The sequence below is a fragment of the Curtobacterium sp. MCBD17_030 genome (genome assembly GCF_003224255.1).
Classification (GTDB): domain Bacteria; phylum Actinomycetota; class Actinomycetes; order Actinomycetales; family Microbacteriaceae; genus Curtobacterium.
Window position 1 is genome coordinate 1 of the sequence record NZ_QKLI01000011.1, and the last position, 17,115, is coordinate 17,115.

The 17,115-nt window shown below is 70.5% G+C and carries 18 protein-coding genes; 10 read left to right on the top strand and 8 right to left on the bottom strand.

The window, feature by feature from the left end:
- Positions 1-65: 65 nt before the first annotated feature.
- Positions 66-470 carry a DUF1304 domain-containing protein gene (locus DEI89_RS10690; protein WP_258366485.1) on the bottom strand — a complete coding sequence of 135 codons (405 nt, stop codon included), beginning with the start codon at positions 468-470 and terminating at the stop codon, positions 66-68.
- A gap of 78 nt (positions 471-548) precedes the next feature.
- Between DEI89_RS10690 and DEI89_RS10695 the strand changes: the two genes are divergently transcribed.
- Together DEI89_RS10695 and DEI89_RS10700 are read left to right on the top strand one after the other, a co-directional pair.
- Complete coding sequence (locus tag DEI89_RS10695; RefSeq protein WP_110904041.1) at positions 549-866, top strand: chorismate mutase; 318 nt, start codon at positions 549-551, stop codon at positions 864-866.
- Positions 863-2,023, top strand: coding sequence for a beta-propeller fold lactonase family protein (locus DEI89_RS10700; RefSeq protein WP_110904042.1), 1,161 nt, complete (start codon positions 863-865; stop codon positions 2,021-2,023). Before DEI89_RS10695 ends, DEI89_RS10700 begins: the two co-directional genes overlap by 4 nt.
- Positions 2,024-2,098: 75 nt before the next feature.
- On the opposite strand, the gene DEI89_RS10705 is transcribed toward DEI89_RS10700, so the two are convergent.
- The 4 genes from DEI89_RS10705 to purS are packed head-to-tail and all read right to left on the bottom strand — an operon-like array spanning position 2,099 to position 6,417.
- Positions 2,099-3,034 carry a 2-hydroxyacid dehydrogenase gene (locus DEI89_RS10705; RefSeq protein WP_220033212.1) on the bottom strand — a complete coding sequence of 312 codons (936 nt, stop codon included), beginning with the start codon at positions 3,032-3,034 and terminating at the stop codon, positions 2,099-2,101.
- Between the two features lie 4 nt (positions 3,035-3,038).
- A complete protein-coding gene (gene purL, locus DEI89_RS10710; RefSeq protein ID WP_258368846.1) occupies positions 3,039-5,420 on the bottom strand; it encodes a phosphoribosylformylglycinamidine synthase subunit PurL in 2,382 nt (793 codons plus the stop codon).
- A 47-nt stretch (positions 5,421-5,467) separates the two neighbouring features.
- Positions 5,468-6,163, bottom strand: coding sequence for a phosphoribosylformylglycinamidine synthase subunit PurQ (gene purQ, locus DEI89_RS10715; RefSeq protein WP_110904124.1), 696 nt, complete (start codon positions 6,161-6,163; stop codon positions 5,468-5,470).
- Between the two features lie 5 nt (positions 6,164-6,168).
- The gene (purS, locus tag DEI89_RS10720) at positions 6,169-6,417 is read right to left on the bottom strand and encodes a phosphoribosylformylglycinamidine synthase subunit PurS (RefSeq protein ID WP_110823495.1); all 249 of its coding nucleotides are present in this window, start codon (positions 6,415-6,417) and stop codon (positions 6,169-6,171) included.
- A gap of 172 nt (positions 6,418-6,589) precedes the next feature.
- Here purS and DEI89_RS10725 point away from each other — a divergent pair, with 172 nt between their 5' ends.
- Together DEI89_RS10725 and DEI89_RS10730 are read left to right on the top strand one after the other, a co-directional pair.
- Positions 6,590-7,198 carry a PadR family transcriptional regulator gene (locus DEI89_RS10725; RefSeq protein WP_258366483.1) on the top strand — a complete coding sequence of 203 codons (609 nt, stop codon included), beginning with the start codon at positions 6,590-6,592 and terminating at the stop codon, positions 7,196-7,198.
- Positions 7,195-8,871, top strand: coding sequence for a DHA2 family efflux MFS transporter permease subunit (locus tag DEI89_RS10730; protein ID WP_375334556.1), 1,677 nt, complete (start codon positions 7,195-7,197; stop codon positions 8,869-8,871). Before DEI89_RS10725 ends, DEI89_RS10730 begins: the two co-directional genes overlap by 4 nt.
- 901 nt (positions 8,872-9,772) lie before the next feature.
- Here DEI89_RS10730 and DEI89_RS10735 read toward each other — a convergent pair.
- Together DEI89_RS10735 and DEI89_RS10740 are read right to left on the bottom strand one after the other, a co-directional pair.
- Positions 9,773-10,597 carry a cytochrome c oxidase assembly protein gene (locus tag DEI89_RS10735; protein ID WP_258368847.1) on the bottom strand — a complete coding sequence of 275 codons (825 nt, stop codon included), beginning with the start codon at positions 10,595-10,597 and terminating at the stop codon, positions 9,773-9,775.
- Positions 10,598-10,730: 133 nt separating this feature from the next.
- Positions 10,731-12,035 (bottom strand): acyltransferase, encoded by a 1,305-nt coding sequence (locus DEI89_RS10740; protein WP_110904044.1) that lies wholly within the window; start codon positions 12,033-12,035, stop codon positions 10,731-10,733.
- 161 nt (positions 12,036-12,196) lie between these two features.
- Here DEI89_RS10740 and DEI89_RS10745 point away from each other — a divergent pair, with 161 nt between their 5' ends.
- Together DEI89_RS10745 and DEI89_RS10750 are read left to right on the top strand one after the other, a co-directional pair.
- Complete coding sequence (locus DEI89_RS10745; RefSeq protein ID WP_110904045.1) at positions 12,197-12,664, top strand: Fur family transcriptional regulator; 468 nt, start codon at positions 12,197-12,199, stop codon at positions 12,662-12,664.
- Positions 12,665-12,694: 30 nt separating this feature from the next.
- A complete protein-coding gene (locus tag DEI89_RS10750) occupies positions 12,695-14,200 on the top strand; it encodes a catalase (RefSeq protein ID WP_110904046.1) in 1,506 nt (501 codons plus the stop codon).
- Between the two features lie 220 nt (positions 14,201-14,420).
- On the opposite strand, the gene DEI89_RS10755 is transcribed toward DEI89_RS10750, so the two are convergent.
- Positions 14,421-14,987, bottom strand: coding sequence for a GNAT family N-acetyltransferase (locus tag DEI89_RS10755; protein ID WP_110904047.1), 567 nt, complete (start codon positions 14,985-14,987; stop codon positions 14,421-14,423).
- Between the two features lie 138 nt (positions 14,988-15,125).
- Here DEI89_RS10755 and DEI89_RS10760 point away from each other — a divergent pair, with 138 nt between their 5' ends.
- From DEI89_RS10760 to DEI89_RS10775, 4 genes are all read left to right on the top strand, one after another.
- On the top strand, positions 15,126-15,404 hold the full coding sequence (locus DEI89_RS10760) for a hypothetical protein (protein ID WP_110904048.1): 279 nt from the start codon (positions 15,126-15,128) through the stop codon (positions 15,402-15,404).
- Positions 15,405-15,478: 74 nt separating this feature from the next.
- Entirely contained in the window at positions 15,479-16,030 is a 552-nt protein-coding gene (locus tag DEI89_RS10765; protein WP_110904049.1) for a hypothetical protein, read from the top strand.
- Between the two features lie 176 nt (positions 16,031-16,206).
- Positions 16,207-16,626 carry a hypothetical protein gene (locus DEI89_RS10770; RefSeq protein ID WP_146236753.1) on the top strand — a complete coding sequence of 140 codons (420 nt, stop codon included), beginning with the start codon at positions 16,207-16,209 and terminating at the stop codon, positions 16,624-16,626.
- Positions 16,627-16,793: 167 nt separating this feature from the next.
- On the top strand, positions 16,794-17,075 hold the full coding sequence (locus DEI89_RS10775; protein WP_110904051.1) for a hypothetical protein: 282 nt from the start codon (positions 16,794-16,796) through the stop codon (positions 17,073-17,075).
- Positions 17,076-17,115 lie beyond the last annotated feature (40 nt).

Consider the following 17,115-nt stretch of genomic DNA (forward strand, 5'->3'; position numbering starts at 1 on the left):
GCCCTGCGGGGGTGGGGCGGGCCTCCAGGCCGGTCGCTGCGCGCGTGCCGGACGGGAGGCGCGGGTCAGGACCCGAAGGACGAGCCCACGAACGCGAACAGGAGCGCGAGCAGCGGGAACGCGCCCTGCATCGACGCGGAGCGCAGGTACTTGCGGCCGGTGCCCGCGAGGACGACGGCGGCACCGAGCATGCTCGCGCACGAGAAGACGACGAGCGTCCAGCCGGTCGCACCGTTGCCGGCGAGCACCAGCACGACACCGAGGACAGCGCCGATCGCCAGGAACAGGTTGTAGAAGCCCTGGTTGAAGGCGAGGGAGCGGGTCGCCTGCGCCTCGGCGTCGCTCGAGATGCTGAAGATGCGTCGGACCCGAGGGCTCGTCCACGCGAGGGACTCGAGGAAGAAGATGTACGCGTGTACCAGGCCCGCCAGGACCGCGAAGACACCGGAGATCGCCAGCAGAACCGTCATGAGGACCATCCTCGCAGCAACGGGACGGCCCCGCGGTCGCATCTCGTCGGGAACGACCTCGATCAGTAGGCTCTGACCATGAACGAGGCCCGAGGGACGACCGACGACGACGCCGTGGCCGAGCTGCAGAGCATCCGGCAGAGCATCGACAACATCGACGCTGCCGTGATCCACATGCTCGCGGAGCGGTTCAAGTACACGCAGCGGGTCGGGTACCTCAAAGCCGCGGCGGGCATGCCCGCGGCCGACCCCTCGCGCGAGCAGATCCAGGTCGCACGGCTGCGGGCCCTCGCCGCCGAGTCCCACCTCGACCCGGCCTTCGCCGAGAAGTTCCTCAACTTCATCGTGGCGGAGGTCATCCACCACCACGAGCGCATCGCCGTCGGTGAACTGTGACCCTGCCGCCGCTGCACCTGCTGATCGGTTCGTACACGGCGACCGGAGGCGGGAACGCGACCGGCATCTCCATCGTCGACGGTGACGTCGTGTCGACGGTCGCGGTGCTCGACGATCCGTCGTTCCTCGCCGTCGACGGTGACCGGGTGTACGCCGTCTCCGAGACGGTCGACGGCGGCGTCCACGCGTTCCGCCGCACGGGCTCCGCTCTGGAGCACCTGTGGGACGCCCCCGCCGGCGGGGATGCACCCTGCCACGTGCGGGTCGACCCCTCGGGAGCGCTCGTCGTCACGAACTACGTCTCCGGGACGGTGACCGCGGTCTCGCTCGAGGCGGCCGAGGCCTACGCCGTCCCCGGCGGGGTCGGGTCCGGCGGAGCTGCTGCTGGTGGCCTCGTGCACGGTGTCGGCGGCCAGGGTGCCGGAGTGTCCGCCGCCTTGCCCGACGCGGCACTCGCGACCGAGGTCCTGCCCGACGCGACCGGCCCCGACGAGGAGCGCCAGGAGGGCCCACACGCCCACCAGTCCATCGCCACACCGGACGGCACCGTGCTGGTCGCCGACCTGGGCGGCGACGCCCTGCACGAGTTCCGGATCGACGCCGATGCCGGCTCGGTGTCGATCGAGCCGCTCCGCGTGCACCGCGTCACCCCGGGTGCCGGACCGCGGCACATGGCCTGGGTCTCCGCTCCGGTCTCCGGCTCGGTCGGCGGTCCGGTCTCCGGTTCGGTCGGCGGCGCGCTGGGCGGCGACCTGGTCGTCGCCGGGGAGCTCGACGGACGGGTGTACCGCCTCCGCCGTGACGAGTCCGGGTCGTTCCGGGAGGTCTGCGCCACCCCGGTGTTCGACGGACCCGGTGTCCCGTCGCTCCTCAGCCACATCGAGGTCGACGAGCGCGGCCTGGTCACCGTCGCCGTCCGCGGCCGCGACCAGATCGTGGTGCTCGACACGGCCGACGACGGGCTCCGGGTCATCGGGGCAGCGTCGGCCGGGGGAGCCTGGCCGCGCCACTTCGCCCGGGTTCCCGGGTACCTGCTCGTCGCGAACCAGAACTCGGACGCGGTGGCGGTGCTGCCGGTCGGGGACGACGGCGTGCCGGGGGAGGCCGTCGGGCAGATCGCCGTCGGCAGCCCGACGTGCGTCATCCCGTTGGGGTAGCGCGGCCGGGGGCTGGGGGCGCTGCGGCTGTCAGCGCTGCAGCTGTGAGCCCTGCAGCTGTCAGCCCTGGGGCCGTCAGCCCTGGGGGACCGGCAGATCGATGACGTTCTCGAACGGCCGCCCCTCGGCCAGCGCCGCGACCTGGCGTCGGATCAGGTCGAGCGACCGCGGGACGCTGAGGTCCGTGTTGCCGCCGACGTGCGGCGTGAGCACGGTGTTCGGCGTCGTCCAGAGGGCGTGGTCGGCAGGCAGGGGTTCGGGGTCGGTGACGTCGAGCGCCGCCGAGATCCGGCCCGAGCGGAGTTCCGCCACCAGTGCGTCGGTGTCGACGACCTTGCCACGCGCGACGTTCACCACGAGGGCGCCGTCCGGCAGCGCTGCGAGGAGGTCCGCGTCCACCAGCCCCTCGGTTTCGTCGGTGAGCGGCGCGATGAGCACGAGGACGTCCGTGGTCCGCGCGAGTTCCGGCAGTTCGCCGAACGCGTGCACCCGCCGGCCGTCCTGCTGCCGCGCGGTCCGGGCGACGACGGTGACCCGGGTGCGGAACGCCTCGAACCGGGTCGCGATCGCGGACCCGATGGCGCCGTAGCCGACGACGGTGACGCGGCGATCGGCGAGCGAACGGGTCTCCCTCGAGTCCCACCGCTGCTCGGCGCGGTCGAACTGGAACGCGGCGATCTCACGGAGCGAGGTCAGCGCCAACCCGACGGCGAGCTCGGCCGTCTCGTCGTCGTGGATCCCTCGGCCGTTCGCCAGATGAGCGTGACCGGGCACGTGCGGGGTCGCCCACTCGTACCCGGCGCTCGGCAGCTGCAGCAGCTCGAGGTTCGGCAGGTCGTGCACGAACTGCCACCGGTGCCGCCCGCCGAAGTAGAACGGCAGGAAGGCGATGGCGACCTCGTCGGCCCGTTCGTACGGAGCCTCGACGTCCCAGACGTCCAACTCGATGCCGTCCGGGACCGGGCCGAAGCCGTCGACCAGTTCCTGGAAGGGCAGCGTGACGATCGGCACCGGGTCAGGAGTCCGTGCGCGGCGAGAAGGACCCGTGGTCGTCGAGCGGCCCGCGACCGACGTAGCCCTCGGTGACGTTCTCCTGGATGACGGCACCGAAGTGCGTCGGCAGGGTCGCACCGTGTGCGCCGCGGAGCTCGTCGATCGTCGCCTCGAACGCACCCTGGACCTCGAGCGAGCCCGACGCGGCGTCGGTCACGCCGATGCGCAGGACGGGGTACCCCCGGCCCGTGCAGAGGCCCTGGAAGCGCACGTCGTCCTCACGTCGGACGGTCACGATGACCCGGCCGGTCGACTCGGAGAACAGCGCGGTCGCGGTGTCGACGCCGTCGCGGGACTCGAGCTCGTCCAGCACGACACGGGCACCGAGGCCGAAGCGGAGCACCGACTCGGCGAGGGTCTGGCCGAGGCCGCCGTCCGCCAGGTCGTGTGCGCTCGTCAGCAACTGCTCGTCAGCCGCGGCGGCGATGAGTTCCGCCAGGGCCTTCTCGCGCGCCAGGTCGACCCGCGGCGGACGTCCACCGAGGTGGTCGTGCACGGTGCCGGCCCAGGCCGACCCGTCGAGCTCCAGATTCGTGGTGCCGAGCAGGTAGATGTTGTGGCCGTCGTCCTGCCACCCCGAGGGGATGCGCTTGGCGACGTCGTCGATCACGCCGAGCACACCGACGACGGGCGTCGGGTGGATCGGGGTGTCACCGGTCTGGTTGTAGAACGAGACGTTGCCGCCGGTCACCGGGATGCCGAGCTCCATGCAGCCGTCCGCCAGGCCCTCGACGGCCTCGGAGAACTGCCACATGACCTCGGGGTTCTCCGGCGAGCCGAAGTTCAGGCAGTCGGTGACCGCCGCGGGGACGGCTCCGGTGACGGCGACGTTCCGGTACGCCTCGGCCAGGGCCAGTCGAGCACCCTGCTTCGGGTCGAGCTGGCAGTAGCGGCCGTTGGCGTCCGTGGCGATCGCGACACCGAGACCGGTCTCCTCGTCGACGCGGATCATGCCGCCGTCGTCGGGGAAGGACAGCGCGGTGTTGCCGAGCACGTAGGTGTCGTACTGGTTCGTGACCCAGCGCTTGTCGGAGAGGTTCGGCGACCCGAGCAGCTGCAGGAACTGCGCCTTCAGGGCAGGGCCGGTCTCCGGACGGTCGAGCGACTCGGCGCCGTCGGCCTGGAGCGCGTCGATCCAGGTCGGGTACTTGACCGGACGGTCGTACACCGGGCCGTCGACCGCGACAGTGCGCGGGTCGACGTTGACGATCTCCTGGCCCTGCCAGTCGATGACGAGGCGACCGGTGCCGGTGACCTCGCCCAGCACGCTGGTCTCGACCTCCCACTTGCCGACGACCTGGAGGAAGGCGTCGAGCTTGTCGGGGCGGACGACCGCCATCATCCGCTCCTGGCTCTCCGACATGAGGATCTCCTCTGCCGTGAGCGACGGGTCGCGCAGCAGGACGTCGTCGAGCGAGATGTGCATCCCGCCGTCACCGTTGCTCGCGAGCTCGCTCGTCGCGCAGGAGATACCCGCGGCACCGAGGTCCTGGATGCCCTCGACGAGCTCCTTCTGGAACAGCTCGAGGCAGCACTCGATGAGGACCTTCTCTGCGAACGGGTCGCCCACCTGGACCGCCGGACGCTTGGTCGGGCCGCCCTCGGTGAAGGTGTCGGACGCCAGGATCGACGCGCCGCCGATGCCGTCGCCACCGGTGCGGGCACCGAAGAGCACGACCTTGTTGCCCGCGCCGGACGCGTTCGCCAGGTGCAGGTCCTCGTGCCGCAGCACACCGACCGCCAGGGCGTTGACCAGCGGGTTGCCCTGGTACACCGGGTCGAAGTAGGTCTCGCCGCCGATGTTCGGCAGGCCCAGGCAGTTGCCGTAGAACGAGATGCCGCCGACGACCCCGTGCACCACGCGTGCGGTGTCCTCGTGGTCGATCGCGCCGAAGCGCAGCTGGTCCATCACCGCGACCGGACGGGCACCCATCGAGATGATGTCGCGCACGATGCCGCCGACACCCGTGGCCGCGCCCTGGTACGGCTCGACGTAGGAGGGGTGGTTGTGCGACTCGACCTTGAAGGTCACCGCCCAGCCGTCACCGACGTCGACGACACCGGCGTTCTCGCCCATGCCGACCATCAGGTTCTTGGTCATCTCCGGCGTGACCTTCTTGCCGAACTGCCGGAGGTAGTTCTTGCTCGACTTGTAGGAGCAGTGCTCGGACCACATGACGGAGTACATGGCGAGCTCGCCCGACGTGGGACGACGACCGAGGATCTCGCGGATCTTCGCGTACTCGTCGGCCTTCAGCCCGAGTGCCGCGTAGGGCTGTTCCTTGTCGGGCGTCTCGGCGGCGTCCTGGACGGTGTCGGGCTTCGGGCGGACGGGCGTGGTCACGGTGTTGTCGTTCCCTGTCACTGGAGTCGCGGGCGCTGGAGTCGCGGTCACTTGACGAGCGCGCGCTCGATCACGGAGGTGAAGAAGGTCAGGCCGTCCGTGCCGGAGGCCATGGCCGCGCGGGTGTCCGGGCCGAACCCGGGCTCCGTCGCGTGCTCGGGGTGCGGCATCAGGCCGACGACGTTGCCGCGCTCGTTCGAGACACCGGCGATGTCGCCGATCGACCCGTTCGGGTTGACGCCGACGTAGCGGAACACGACCTGGCCGTTGTCCTCGATGCGCTTGATCTCGTCCGCGTCGGCGACGAACCGACCGTCGGCGTTCTTCAGCGGGATGGTGATCTCCTGCTGCGCGTCGAAGCCGGAGGTCCAGGCGGTGTCGGCGTTCTCGACGCGGAGCACCTGGTCGCGGCGGATGAACTGCTGGTGGGCGTTCCGCGTGTGCGCGCCCGGGACCAGGCGGGCCTCGGCGAGCATCTGGAAGCCGTTGCAGATACCGAGCACGGGCATGCCCTTGCCGGCGACGTCGATGACCTCGGCCATGATCGGGGCCTTGGCCGCGATGGCGCCCGCGCGGAGGTAGTCCCCGTAGGAGAACCCGCCCGGCAGGACGATCGCGTCGACGCCCTGGAGGTCGTGGTCACCGTGCCAGAGCGCCACCGGCTCGGCTCCGGCGAGACGCACGGCGCGCTGGGCGTCGCGGTCGTCGAGCGAGCCGGGGAAGGTGATGACCCCGATGCGCATCGCGGTCACTCGACGACACTCACGGAGACGACGTCCTCGATGACTGCGTTCGAGAAGACGTCGACCGCGATCTCGCGGACCTCGGCGAGCTTGGCGTCGTCGACGGGGCCGTCGACCGACACCTCGAATCGCTTGCCGATGCGGACGTTGGTCAGGTCGTTCTTGCCGAGGCGGGCGAGGGCGTTGCCCACCGCCTTGCCCTGGGGGTCGAGGATCTCGGCCTTCGGCATGACCTCGACGACGATCGTTGGCACGTGTTCACTCCAGCACAGGGGTCGGGTGGGGACGTCACCAGTCTAGGTGGCCCGCGGGGGCAGCCGGAGCGGTTGTGGACGGACCATCGGAGACGTACTATTCGATGTCGAACAATCGGCGTCGAACACCCGTCGCTCTCGAACACCCTCGCTCTCGAACACCGGAGACCACGTGACCGACCTGACGCCATTGGCGTTCGCGGCACTCGGCCTGCTCGCCGAGGCGCCGATGCACCCCTACGAGATGTTCCAGACGATGTTGCAGCGTCGCGAGGACCGGAACGTCAAGGTGCGCCCCGGGACGCTGTACCACCAGGTCGGCCGCCTCGCGGACCTCGGGTACGCCGAGGTCGTCGGCACAGACCGCGCGGGCAACCGGCCCGAACGGACCACCTACTCGATCACCGACGCCGGCCGCGCGGCGCTCGAGGAGGGCCTCCGACGCATGGTCGCCGAGCCGGCCGACGAGTACCCGCAGTTCGGACTGGCGGTGTCCCACATGGACAACCTGCCCGTCGAGGACGTGGTCACCGCGCTCCGCGCTCGCATCCACGCGCTGGACGCCCGACGCGACGGGTACGACGAGACCGCCACGGGCCTCCAGGCCAAGGGCCTCGCCGAGCGCTACTGGCTCGACGTGTCGTACGTCCGTGCCATGCTCACCGCGCAACTCGAGTGGCTCACCGCCATCGCTGACCGCGTGGAGCGCGGCGACATCCCCTGGGACGGTCCGGCCGTCCCCGCAGAACCCACACAGAACAGCAAGGACACCACTCGATGACATCCGCATCAACCGCCGCCGACCTGGAGCACGGCAAGAAGCCGTGGCCAGCGCTCTGGGCACTCGTCGTCGGCTTCTTCATGATCCTCGTCGACTCGACGATCGTCTCGGTCGCGACGCCGACCATCGCGAAGGCGCTCGACGCCGACATCAACGCCGTCATCTGGGTGACCAGCGCCTACCTGCTGGCGTACGCCGTCCCGCTGCTCATCACCGGTCGACTCGGTGACCGCTTCGGGCCGAAGGTGCTCTACCAGGTCGGGCTCGTCGTCTTCACGCTCGCCAGCCTCTGGTGCGGACTCGCCGGCTCGATCGAGATGCTGATCCTCGCCCGCGTCGTGCAGGGTCTCGGCGCCGCGATGATGACCCCGCAGACGATGTCCGTCATCACCCGCATCTTCCCGCCGCAGAACCGTGGCGCAGCCATGGGCCTCTGGGGTGCGGTCGCCGGTGTGGCCTCGCTCGTCGGCCCGATCGTCGGCGGCCTGCTGGTCGACGGCTTCGGTTGGGAGTGGATCTTCTTCGTCAACGTCCCCGTCGGCATCGTCGCGTTCGTCCTCGCACAGAAGTTCGTCCCGTCCTTCGAGCGCCACGGACACCGCTTCGACTACCTGGGCATCGTGCTGTCCGCAGTCGGGCTGTTCCTGCTCGTCTTCGGCATCCAGGAGGGCGAGACCTACGACTGGGGCACCATCACCGGCCCGATCTCGGTCTGGTCGCTGATCATCGCCGGCATCGTCGTGCTCGCCGCGTTCGTCGTCTGGCAGGGCGTGCAGAAGGGCGAGCCGCTGTTGCCGCTCGGCCTGTTCAAGGACCGCAACTTCACCCTGGCGAACATCGCCATCACCGCGGTCGGCGTCGCGATCTCGTCCTTCGCGCTGCCGATCATGCTGTGGGCGCAGGACGTCCTGCGCTTCTCGCCGACGCAGGCCGCGCTGCTCCTCGTGCCGCAGGCGGTCATCTCGGCCGGCCTCGCGCCGGTCGTCGGCAAGAAGCTCAACGTCTGGAACCCGCGCTGGGTGGCGTCCTTCGGGCTCGCCTGCTTCTCCGGCGGGCTGTTCTGGTTCGGCGCGCTGATCGCCGCGAACGCCGATTGGGGCTGGGTGCTCCTGCCGAGCGCGCTGCTCGGCCTGGCCAACGCCTGCATGTGGGGACCACTGTCCGTCTCCGCCACGCGCAACCTGCCGCCGCGTCTGGCCGGCGCCGGCTCGGGCGTCTACAACACCACCCGTCAGATCGGTGCGGTGCTCGGTTCCGCCGGCATCGCCGCCCTGATGGAGGCTCGGATCACCGCCGAGTTCCCGCAGCAGTCCGGTGGTTCCGGCGCTGGTGCCGCGCAGACCGGGTCGCTGCCCGGGTTCCTGCTCGAGCCGTTCTCGCGAGCCATGGGGCAGTCGCTCGTCCTGCCGGCCGTCGTGCTCATCGCGGCGATCGTCGCGGCCCTGTTCCTGGCGAAGCCGAAGCAGACCGTCGCCTGGAAGCAGACCGGCTCGGTCGCCACGCAGCCCGACGGGTCCGCCGACGTGGCGCAGGCCGGCGCGGCGCACGCCGGAGCGGCGCAGGCCGATGACGAGCGGGAGCACGTCGGTGCCCACGCCTCGGCCGCCGCACCCGCGACCGCCGCTGACGAGCTCGCCGCCGGGCAGCACCCGGGCAAGCACGTCGAGGCGTAGCCCGAGCGTCCCGCACCACCGGAGCCCCGGTCCCTCGCACGAGGGGCCGGGGCTCCTTCGTCTCCGGGTGTCCCGGTCGGCCGGCGTGGTTGCCGAGCGGGCGGAAGTGCACCGCTGGCGTCCGCGGCACCAGGGTCTTCCGCCCGCTCGCGGGGTGCGCGGCCCGTGAGCCGGCGCCGAGGCGGGCGCAGTGCGGCGAGCGGGCGGAAACGCGCCTCCCGGGTCGCCCGCGCCGGAGGATTCCGCCCGCTCGCCGCGTCGCGCGCACTTCCCGGCCAGCCGGGAGGCCCGCCCCGCGTCGAGCGGGCAGTTCCGCGCCCCCTGTGCTCGCGACACTCGGGGGTTCCGCCCGCTCGCGGGCTGGGGCGGCGACGGGACGGACGCACGTCGGCGAGTGGGCGGAAGCGCGTCTCCGGACCGGGCGGGGCTGAGGCATTCCGCCCACTCGCGGGTCGGGGCGGCGACTCGTCGGTGAGCGGGCGGAAGCGCGTCTCCAGACCGGGCAGGGCACTGGTGTTCCGCCCGCTCGCCGGCGGGGGCGGCCGCCGAGCTGACGCGCTTCGGCGAGAGGGCGGATCCGCGCTCCGCGGGGTCGTCGGGCCGGGGGATTCCGCCCGCTCGAGCGCGACGGACGCCCGGCGCGGATCGAACGGTCAGATCTGCGCGGCTCGGAGCGCTCGGACCCTGGTGTTCCGCCCGCTCGCGCCAGGCGGCCGAACCTCCCGCCGACCCGACCGACCCGACCGACCCGACCGACCCGACCGACCCGACCGACCCGACCGATCCGACCGATCCGACCGACCCGACCGACCCGACCCGACCCGACCGACCCGACCCGACCGACCCGACCGACCCGACCAGCGCCCCGCGCCCCTCAGGCCCGGCCGCGAGCCGCGACCCATCAGGACCGTCGCTGCAGGTGCTCCCGTGTCAGCGCGTCCATCTGCTCGTCCGTCAAGTCGTCGACCTCGCGGGCCTCGCGGCGGTCGGAGCGCTGCCACCGGATGAAGAGGGCGATGAGCACGGGGACGTCCGCCACCTCGGCGATGAACCACAGCAGGTCGCCCGCCAGGTGCTGGTCCCGCAGTGGCGACGGCGCCCAGGGCACGTGCAACGCCACCCTCCCGGCTCCGTCCAGCACGTGGTCGCTGACGCGCATCACGACCGCCGGCACCGCGTCGAGCACGAGCTCCACGAACGCCAGCAGGAACTCTGCGGTGGCGAAGGCGGAGGAGCGGAGCACCCCGACCTCGGACAGCGGCGCGAGCAACCCGAAGCCGAGGACGGGCACGAGGACGGTGATCCCCTCGCTGCTGACCAGGGACTGGCGGAGCACGGCCGCCAGCGGGGTGAGCATCACGCAGAACAGCGCGAGGGCCACCAGCGGCGAGATGATCGCGTTGCCGAGGAGCCGCGCCGGACGTGAGCGCAGGACGGCGTCGGCGGTCTCGGCGAGGCGGGTCGGGCCTCCCGTCCGCAGCAACGCGAACGGGCCGGACAGCGCGGCGAACGTGGGGACCGCGAAGAACAGGACTGCGATCCGCAGGACGAACGCCCACCGGAGCTGCCGGTCGTACTCGCCGACGATCCCGAACTGCACGACCGCGAACAAGGCCAGCGCGGCGACGAACGCCAGGGTCCGCCACCAGGGCCAACGGACGCCCCGTCGCCGGGCCACGACGAGTCCGGCGCCGTACGCGACGGCGGCGACGACGAGGAGCACCACCGCCAGGGGGTCGACGTGCCAGGTGTTCCAGAACTCGGAGGGTGACGGCGTGGTGTGCCTCCCGGTGGTCGCGCTGCGGGAGTCATCTTCCTCCGGCCGGGAGGCCCGACCCGGCTCCGCCAGATGAGGATCCCTACATGGTCCGCACGCCTCGCGCCGCGACGGTCTTGCTCAGCAGCCACGTCCCGACCGGGATCGCGACCGCGCCGAGGAGCGCGAGCGGGAACGAGAGGTGCAGCTGCATCACGGCGAACGCCGGGCCGATCGTGCAGAGCGCCGCGACCGCGAGGACCGGCCAGGCGGGGCGGTCCGCGCCGGGCACGAGGCGGGGGAGTGGACGGTCGAAGCGCCGCACGGCCCGGGCGACGCCGAGGGTGGCGGTGAGCAGGACGACCACCGCGATCACCCGCGTGGCCCACCAGGTGCGCGAGCCGGGGTCCGGGAACGGCAGCCCGACGAGCAGCCCGACGCCGTTGAGCAGGATGAAGAGCGGCAGGTGCCACAGGTAGATCGTCATGCCGTCGCGGCCGAGCAGGAACACGACGGCCTGTGCGGGTCGGGTGTGCATCAGCCGGGTCAGGGGAGCGTGCACGAGCTGCACCAGGCAGGCCTGACCGACGGCGAGCAGGGCCAGCGGCAGCATCGGCGGGTTGAGGTCCTGCAGCATGTCCGGAGACCAGAGCCCGACCGAGGTGATCGGCACGAGGACCGCGGAGGCGACGACCGCGACACCCGCCAGCAGGAGCTTCGAGCGCCGGGCGAACCAGCCGTCGGCCCAGAGGAACCCGAGCTGCTGGGCGAACAGCCACACCGGGCCGAGGTTGAGCAGGCCGATCTCGGCGACCCCGCTGGCGAGCCGGACCGCGTCGACCACCGTGGCCAGCAGGAGCAGCACCGCCAGGGTGCGCCACGGGGCGGTGGCATGCAGCCGGGCCATCAGCGGCACGCAGCACTGCGTGATGCCGTAGGCGGCGAGGAACCACAGCGGTGACCCGATGCCGAACGCGAGTTCGTCGAGCAGGTCCGCGGGCGTACCGAGGACGGTCGCGATGCCGAGCCCGACCGCGAGCACCGCGAACAGCGGCACCGCCGGACGGTAGAGCCGCACGAGCCGGGTCGCGACCCAGTCCCGGGCACCGCCGCCCCGGGCAACGGTGCTGCGCCAGCCGACCGCGCTCGCGAAGCCGCCGACGGCGAAGAACAGGGGCATGACCTGGCCGATCCAGGTCGCCGCCACGTACCAGGGCAATTGCTGCAGCGGGCTCGTCACCAGGAGGCCCGAGGCGTCGGAGCCGACGCCGACCATCGTGACGTGCACGATGACGACCAGGACGACACAGGCCGTCCGGATGAGGTCGACGACCAGGTCTCGCTGCGCGATGGTCCCCCGGGCGTCCTGAGCTGTGTTCGCCGACGCGTCGGCCTGCTGCATGGACATGGCTGGACGCTACCGGTCGTTCCACCCTCCCAGGTCGGGTCCAGCCGATCGCGACAGGATCGTGACACATTGCATTCCGGGAGGGGCATGTGTCGCCCGGAGGACCGCTCTCGCCGTGTACAGTGAGCGTTGTCTTGAATCCTGCAAGAGAAGGGCTCCGCATGGTCGACGACACCGAACTCCTCCGTGGAGCCGGCCTCCGCGTCACCGCGCCGCGCCTCGCCGCCCTCCGGGCGATCGAGACGCACCCGCACACCACCGCTGACGACCTGGTCACGGCGCTCGCCGCCGAACTCCCGACGACCAGTCACCAGGCGGTCTACGGCGTCCTCGCCGCACTGACCGGCGCCGGACTCGTCCGTCGCATCGAGCCGGCCGGCAGCCCCGCCCGCTACGAACGGCGGACCGGCGACAACCACCACCACATCGTCTGCACCATGTGCGGCGCGATCGGTGACGTGGACTGCGCGGTCGGCCACGCGCCGTGCCTGACGCCGTCCGAGACCCACGGCTTCGCCGTCACCACCGCAGAGGTCACCTACTGGGGCATCTGCGCGCAGTGTGCGGCAGCCGAGCAGAGCGGTGTCGAGACCGACGCCGTCGCTGCGAACCGACCCGAGCCATCCTGACCGAACCTACGTTCCACCTGAGGAGGAACCGTGTCCGACCAGAACACGCCCACCACCACGACCAACAGCGGAGCCCCGGTCTCCAGCGACCAGCACTCCATGGGAGTGGGGGCCGACGGCCCCATCGCCCTGCACGACCACTACCTGGTCGAGAAGCTCGCCCAGTTCAACCGGGAGCGCGTCCCGGAGCGTGTCGTGCACGCCAAGGGCGGCGGGGCGTTCGGTACCTTCACCGTCACCAACGACGTCTCGAAGTACACGCGGGCCGCGTTCCTCCAGCCCGGCCAGACCACCGAGATGCTCGCCCGCTTCTCGAGCGTCGCCGGTGAGCAGGGTTCGCCCGACACCTGGCGGGACCCCCGCGGCTTCGCGCTGAAGTTCTACACCGAAGAGGGCAACTACGACCTCGTCGGCAACAACACCCCCGTCTTCTTCATCCGCGACGGCATCAAGTTCCCCGACTTCATCCGCTCGCAGAAGCGTCTGCCGGGCTCGCACCTGCGCAACCACGACATGCAGTGGGACTTCTGGACCCTGTCGCCCGAGTCCGCGCACCAGGTCACGTGGCTCATGGGCGACCGCGGTCTCCCGTCGTCTTGGCGCCACATGGACGGCTTCGGGTCGCACACCTACCAGTGGATCAACGCCGCGGGCGAGCGCTTCTGGGTGAAGTACCACTTCCTCACCGAGCAGGGCCACGCGACCCTGACGCAGGAGGACGCCGACCGCATCGCCGGCGAGGACGCGGACTTCCACATCCGTGACCTGTACGAGGCGATCGAGCGTGGGGACAACCCGCGCTGGACCCTCAAGGTGCAGGTCATGCCGTACGAGGACGCCGCGAGCTACCGCTTCAACCCGTTCGACCTGACGAAGGTGTGGCCGCACGCGGACTACCCGCTCATCGAGGTCGGCACCATGGAGCTCAACCGCAACCCGGAGAACTACTTCGCGCAGATCGAGCAGGCCACCTTCGCCCCCTCGAACTTCGTGCCCGGCATCGCGGCCAGCCCGGACAAGATGCTCCTCGCGCGCATCTTCAGCTACGCCGACGCCCACCGCTACCGCGTCGGCACGAACCACGCGCAGCTGCCGGTGAACGCCCCGAAGAACGAGGTGCACTCGTACTCGAAGGACGGCGCCATGCGCTTCGACTTCCAGAAGTCCGAAGTCCCGGTGTACGCACCGAACTCGCTCGGCGGTGTCCACGCCGACCCGAACGCGACCGACGACGCCCCGGGCTGGGAGTCCGACGGAGCGCTGCAGCGTTCCGCGGCGACCCTGCACCCCGAGGACGACGACTTCGGCCAGGCGGGCACGCTCTACCGTGAGGTCCTCGACGACGCCGCCCGCGAGCGCCTGGTCGGCAACATCGCCGGGCACGTCTCCAAGGTGACGCGTGACGACCTCCGTGAGCGGGTCTTCGCCTACTGGACGAGCGTCGACCCCGATCTCGGTGCGCGCGTGCGCGCAGCCGTGGTGCCGAGCGCGCCCGGCTCGAACGAGGACCCGGAGAAGGTCGCCGTCGAGGCGTAGCAACCAGGACGCAGACGGGAGGCGCGGTGCGAGTTCGACTCGCACCGCGCCTCCCGTCTGTGGTCCGCTGGCTCGCCTGGTGCGCGTGCGCGGCGCGCCGACCGGTCGAGACGCCCCGCTCAGTTCCGCCGAGTGGTCCGGAATCGTCGTTCCGGGAGGCCCGGTGCGACCGTCCCAGACCGCTCGGCGACCGCGGTCGGGTGCGTCAGGTCGGGTGTGTTCAAACCTGCTGGCCGTTGAGGAGGATCGGACCGTCCGGCCAGTCCTCGAGGCGGGCGGTCACCGGACGGACCATCCAGCCGCCCTGCTCGGTCTCGACGACCCCGGCGCCGTCCGCGGTGAAGGCGCTGAAGGTGCCCACCGCCTCGGGGAACTCGTGCCAACCCATGTGGTCGTAGAAGGGGATGCGGTCCTCGCCCGCACCGAGGAACCCGTACGGCACGCGGAGCCCGTCGAGCACGTCGTGGACACGTTCCATCAGTTCGCGACCCACCCCTGAGCCCTGGAGACGGGGCGAGACACCGACCAGGCCGGTGTCCCCGACCAGGACGTCCTCGCCGCCGACCGTGACGAACATCCGGCGGATGCCGACGTGGGCCAGGACGACGCCGTCCTCGGTCCGGCCGAGCACCCGGCGCTCGGGTTGCATGCCCGCCCAGCTCCGACCGCCGACGTACCAGTGCGACCAGCTCGGGAAGGCCTGCGCCAGCATCGCCGCGATCGCCTCGTGGTCGGTGAGCGTCAGTGCGCTCTCCTCGACCACCTCCCACCGGATGTCTTCGCTCATCGGTCCATCCTGCCCGGGATGTGAACAACGCGGCGGAGGTCTTAAAAATGTCGTATACCGAAAGGTGGCATTCCGGAGTTCCGCCGTTCTACTGTCACGTCATCCACGAGAGGGCTCGTGGCGGAGGAGGGAGGACGGATGATCACGAAGTTGATCCTCGGCGCAGCGGTCGTCGGCACGGTCATCGGCGGCACTCTGACGCTCGACGTGGCGACTGCGCCCGGAGCAGAGGCGGCGACGTGCTACGGCTCGGTGAGCATCTGGAAGGGCAAGAACAACACCTGTTCGTCGGCCCGTCATTGGGACGCGATCAAGAACGCCAAGTCGAAGTACGGAGCGTGGGTCGGACGGGGCCGGTACTCGGTCCAGAACGCCTGCTGGGCGAACGTCGTCTCGTACGGGATGACGGCCAGGTAGATGCGACGTCGAGAGCACGGCCGCGTTGCGACGGCCATCGCGTGCGCGGCCGTGGTCTCGCTCGGCCTCCCGGGTTGTGCCCGGACCGAGGATCCGCGCGCGACCACTGCTTCCGCCGTTGCCTCGCTGACTGCTGGTGGGCCCTGGGTGGACGAGTTCCGCGAAGCACTCCGGCAGGGGTCTCGCCGTACGAAGCGGCGATCCTCAGTGACGGTGAGGTCACGGCGGCGGAGCTCGAGGACGCGCACCACCACGTCCGGCAGTGCCTGCGGGAGTCCGGCCTGGACATCGAGTACGACCCGGACGGCGGCTTCGAGCTCTCGTCCCGTGACGGCAAGTACCCGGACGACTTCTTCAAGCGGTCGGATCCGGTCCTCCGCGCGTGCGAGGAACGGTACGACGAACACGTGACGATGCTCTTCGAGGAGACGCGTCGGAAGCCGGAGAAGCAGGACGAGGCAGAGATCGCCGTTGCGTGTCTGCGGAGAGCCGGTCTGGTCGGGAGGGACTACACCGAGCGGAAGTGGCGGGCCGAGGGCGATACCGGAGTCTTCTCGTTCGACGAGTACGACAAGCGTGCGCAGCAGTGCCAGCTCGATCCGCTCGGGCTCTGGCGGGAACCGTGACACCGCGGTCGTGCGCCCTGGTGGCGATGTGCGCCCTGATTCTGAGCGGCTGTGCCCAGGCTCCTCTGGACCGCGGCGAGCCGACTCCGGGGCGGATGGATCCCTCGAGGTTCGCGGCCGCAGGGCCGTGGGCGGAGGAGTTCGCTGATGCTGCGGTGAGCCCGTACCAGATCGGCATGCTCGCCGACGGTGTGATCACAGCCGATGAACGCGCAGACGCCCGAGCGCGGACGAAGGTGTGCATGCGGGAGCACGGATACCGGTATGAGGAACACCGCGACGGCGCGGCGGACATCGATCCGTTGCATGGTCAGAGGGAGGGCATCGAACAGGTGATGTCGTACCTGCGGGGCTGCTCGCGGAGGTTCGACCACGACATCTCGAGGCTGTTCGACGCGATCCGACGGAACCCGGAGCACCGGGATGAGGCTGCGCTCCAGGTGGCGTGTCTGCGACGCGCAGGAGTCGTCGGCCGGGACTACACCGAGCAGCGCTGGCGGACCGAGCGCGAGGCCTACGTCTACTCCTTCGTGGAGTGGTCACCGGAGGCGACGCAGTGTCGGCTCGACCCGCTCGGCCTGTTGCAGGAGGGGTGAGCGGGCGGCGCAGTAGCGCCGCGTGCGGGTGGCGTGACCGCCGCAGAGCTCACCGACTTGTAACAACCCGTTGACATTGAAGATGTCATATTTGAGTTGACCTGACGACAAGAATTTAATACGTTGCACTCTACCGCGAGGTGCTTGCGGAGTGGAAGGAGAAACAAATGCTCACGAAGTTGATGGTCGCAGTTGCGATCACCGGGACCATCCTCGGTATCGGCGTCGCAATCGACACAGCGACGGCAACTGAAGCCGAAGCAGCTGCGTGCTGGGGGCAGATCACCCAGACGAGGGGGAAGAACTACACGGGTTGCGGAATGGCCCATCACTTAAATCGCATCAACAACAAAGACCTCAAATACGGTAACAACGCCAAAGCAAACACCTGGTCGTACGAACCGGTTTGCTATGCGCACGTGACGCAGTACGGGATGGTCCGGGTCTGAGGTGGTACTGAGGAGGCCCGGTCGCGGCATTGCGATCATG

Coding starts and splice junctions, on each gene's coding strand:
- DEI89_RS10690 (WP_258366485.1), bottom strand. CDS start 470: ATGACGGTTCTGCTGGCGATCTCCGGTGTCTTCGCGGTCCTGGCGGGC.
- DEI89_RS10695 (WP_110904041.1), top strand. CDS start 549: ATGAACGAGGCCCGAGGGACGACCGACGACGACGCCGTGGCCGAGCTG.
- purQ (WP_110904124.1), bottom strand. CDS start 6,163: ATGCGCATCGGGGTCATCACCTTCCCCGGCTCGCTCGACGACCGCGAC.
- DEI89_RS10730 (WP_375334556.1), top strand. CDS start 7,195: ATGACATCCGCATCAACCGCCGCCGACCTGGAGCACGGCAAGAAGCCG.
- DEI89_RS10740 (WP_110904044.1), bottom strand. CDS start 12,035: ATGTCCATGCAGCAGGCCGACGCGTCGGCGAACACAGCTCAGGACGCC.
- DEI89_RS10745 (WP_110904045.1), top strand. CDS start 12,197: ATGGTCGACGACACCGAACTCCTCCGTGGAGCCGGCCTCCGCGTCACC.
- DEI89_RS10755 (WP_110904047.1), bottom strand. CDS start 14,987: ATGAGCGAAGACATCCGGTGGGAGGTGGTCGAGGAGAGCGCACTGACG.
- DEI89_RS10760 (WP_110904048.1), top strand. CDS start 15,126: ATGATCACGAAGTTGATCCTCGGCGCAGCGGTCGTCGGCACGGTCATC.
- DEI89_RS10770 (WP_146236753.1), top strand. CDS start 16,207: ATGCTCGCCGACGGTGTGATCACAGCCGATGAACGCGCAGACGCCCGA.
- DEI89_RS10775 (WP_110904051.1), top strand. CDS start 16,794: ATGCTCACGAAGTTGATGGTCGCAGTTGCGATCACCGGGACCATCCTC.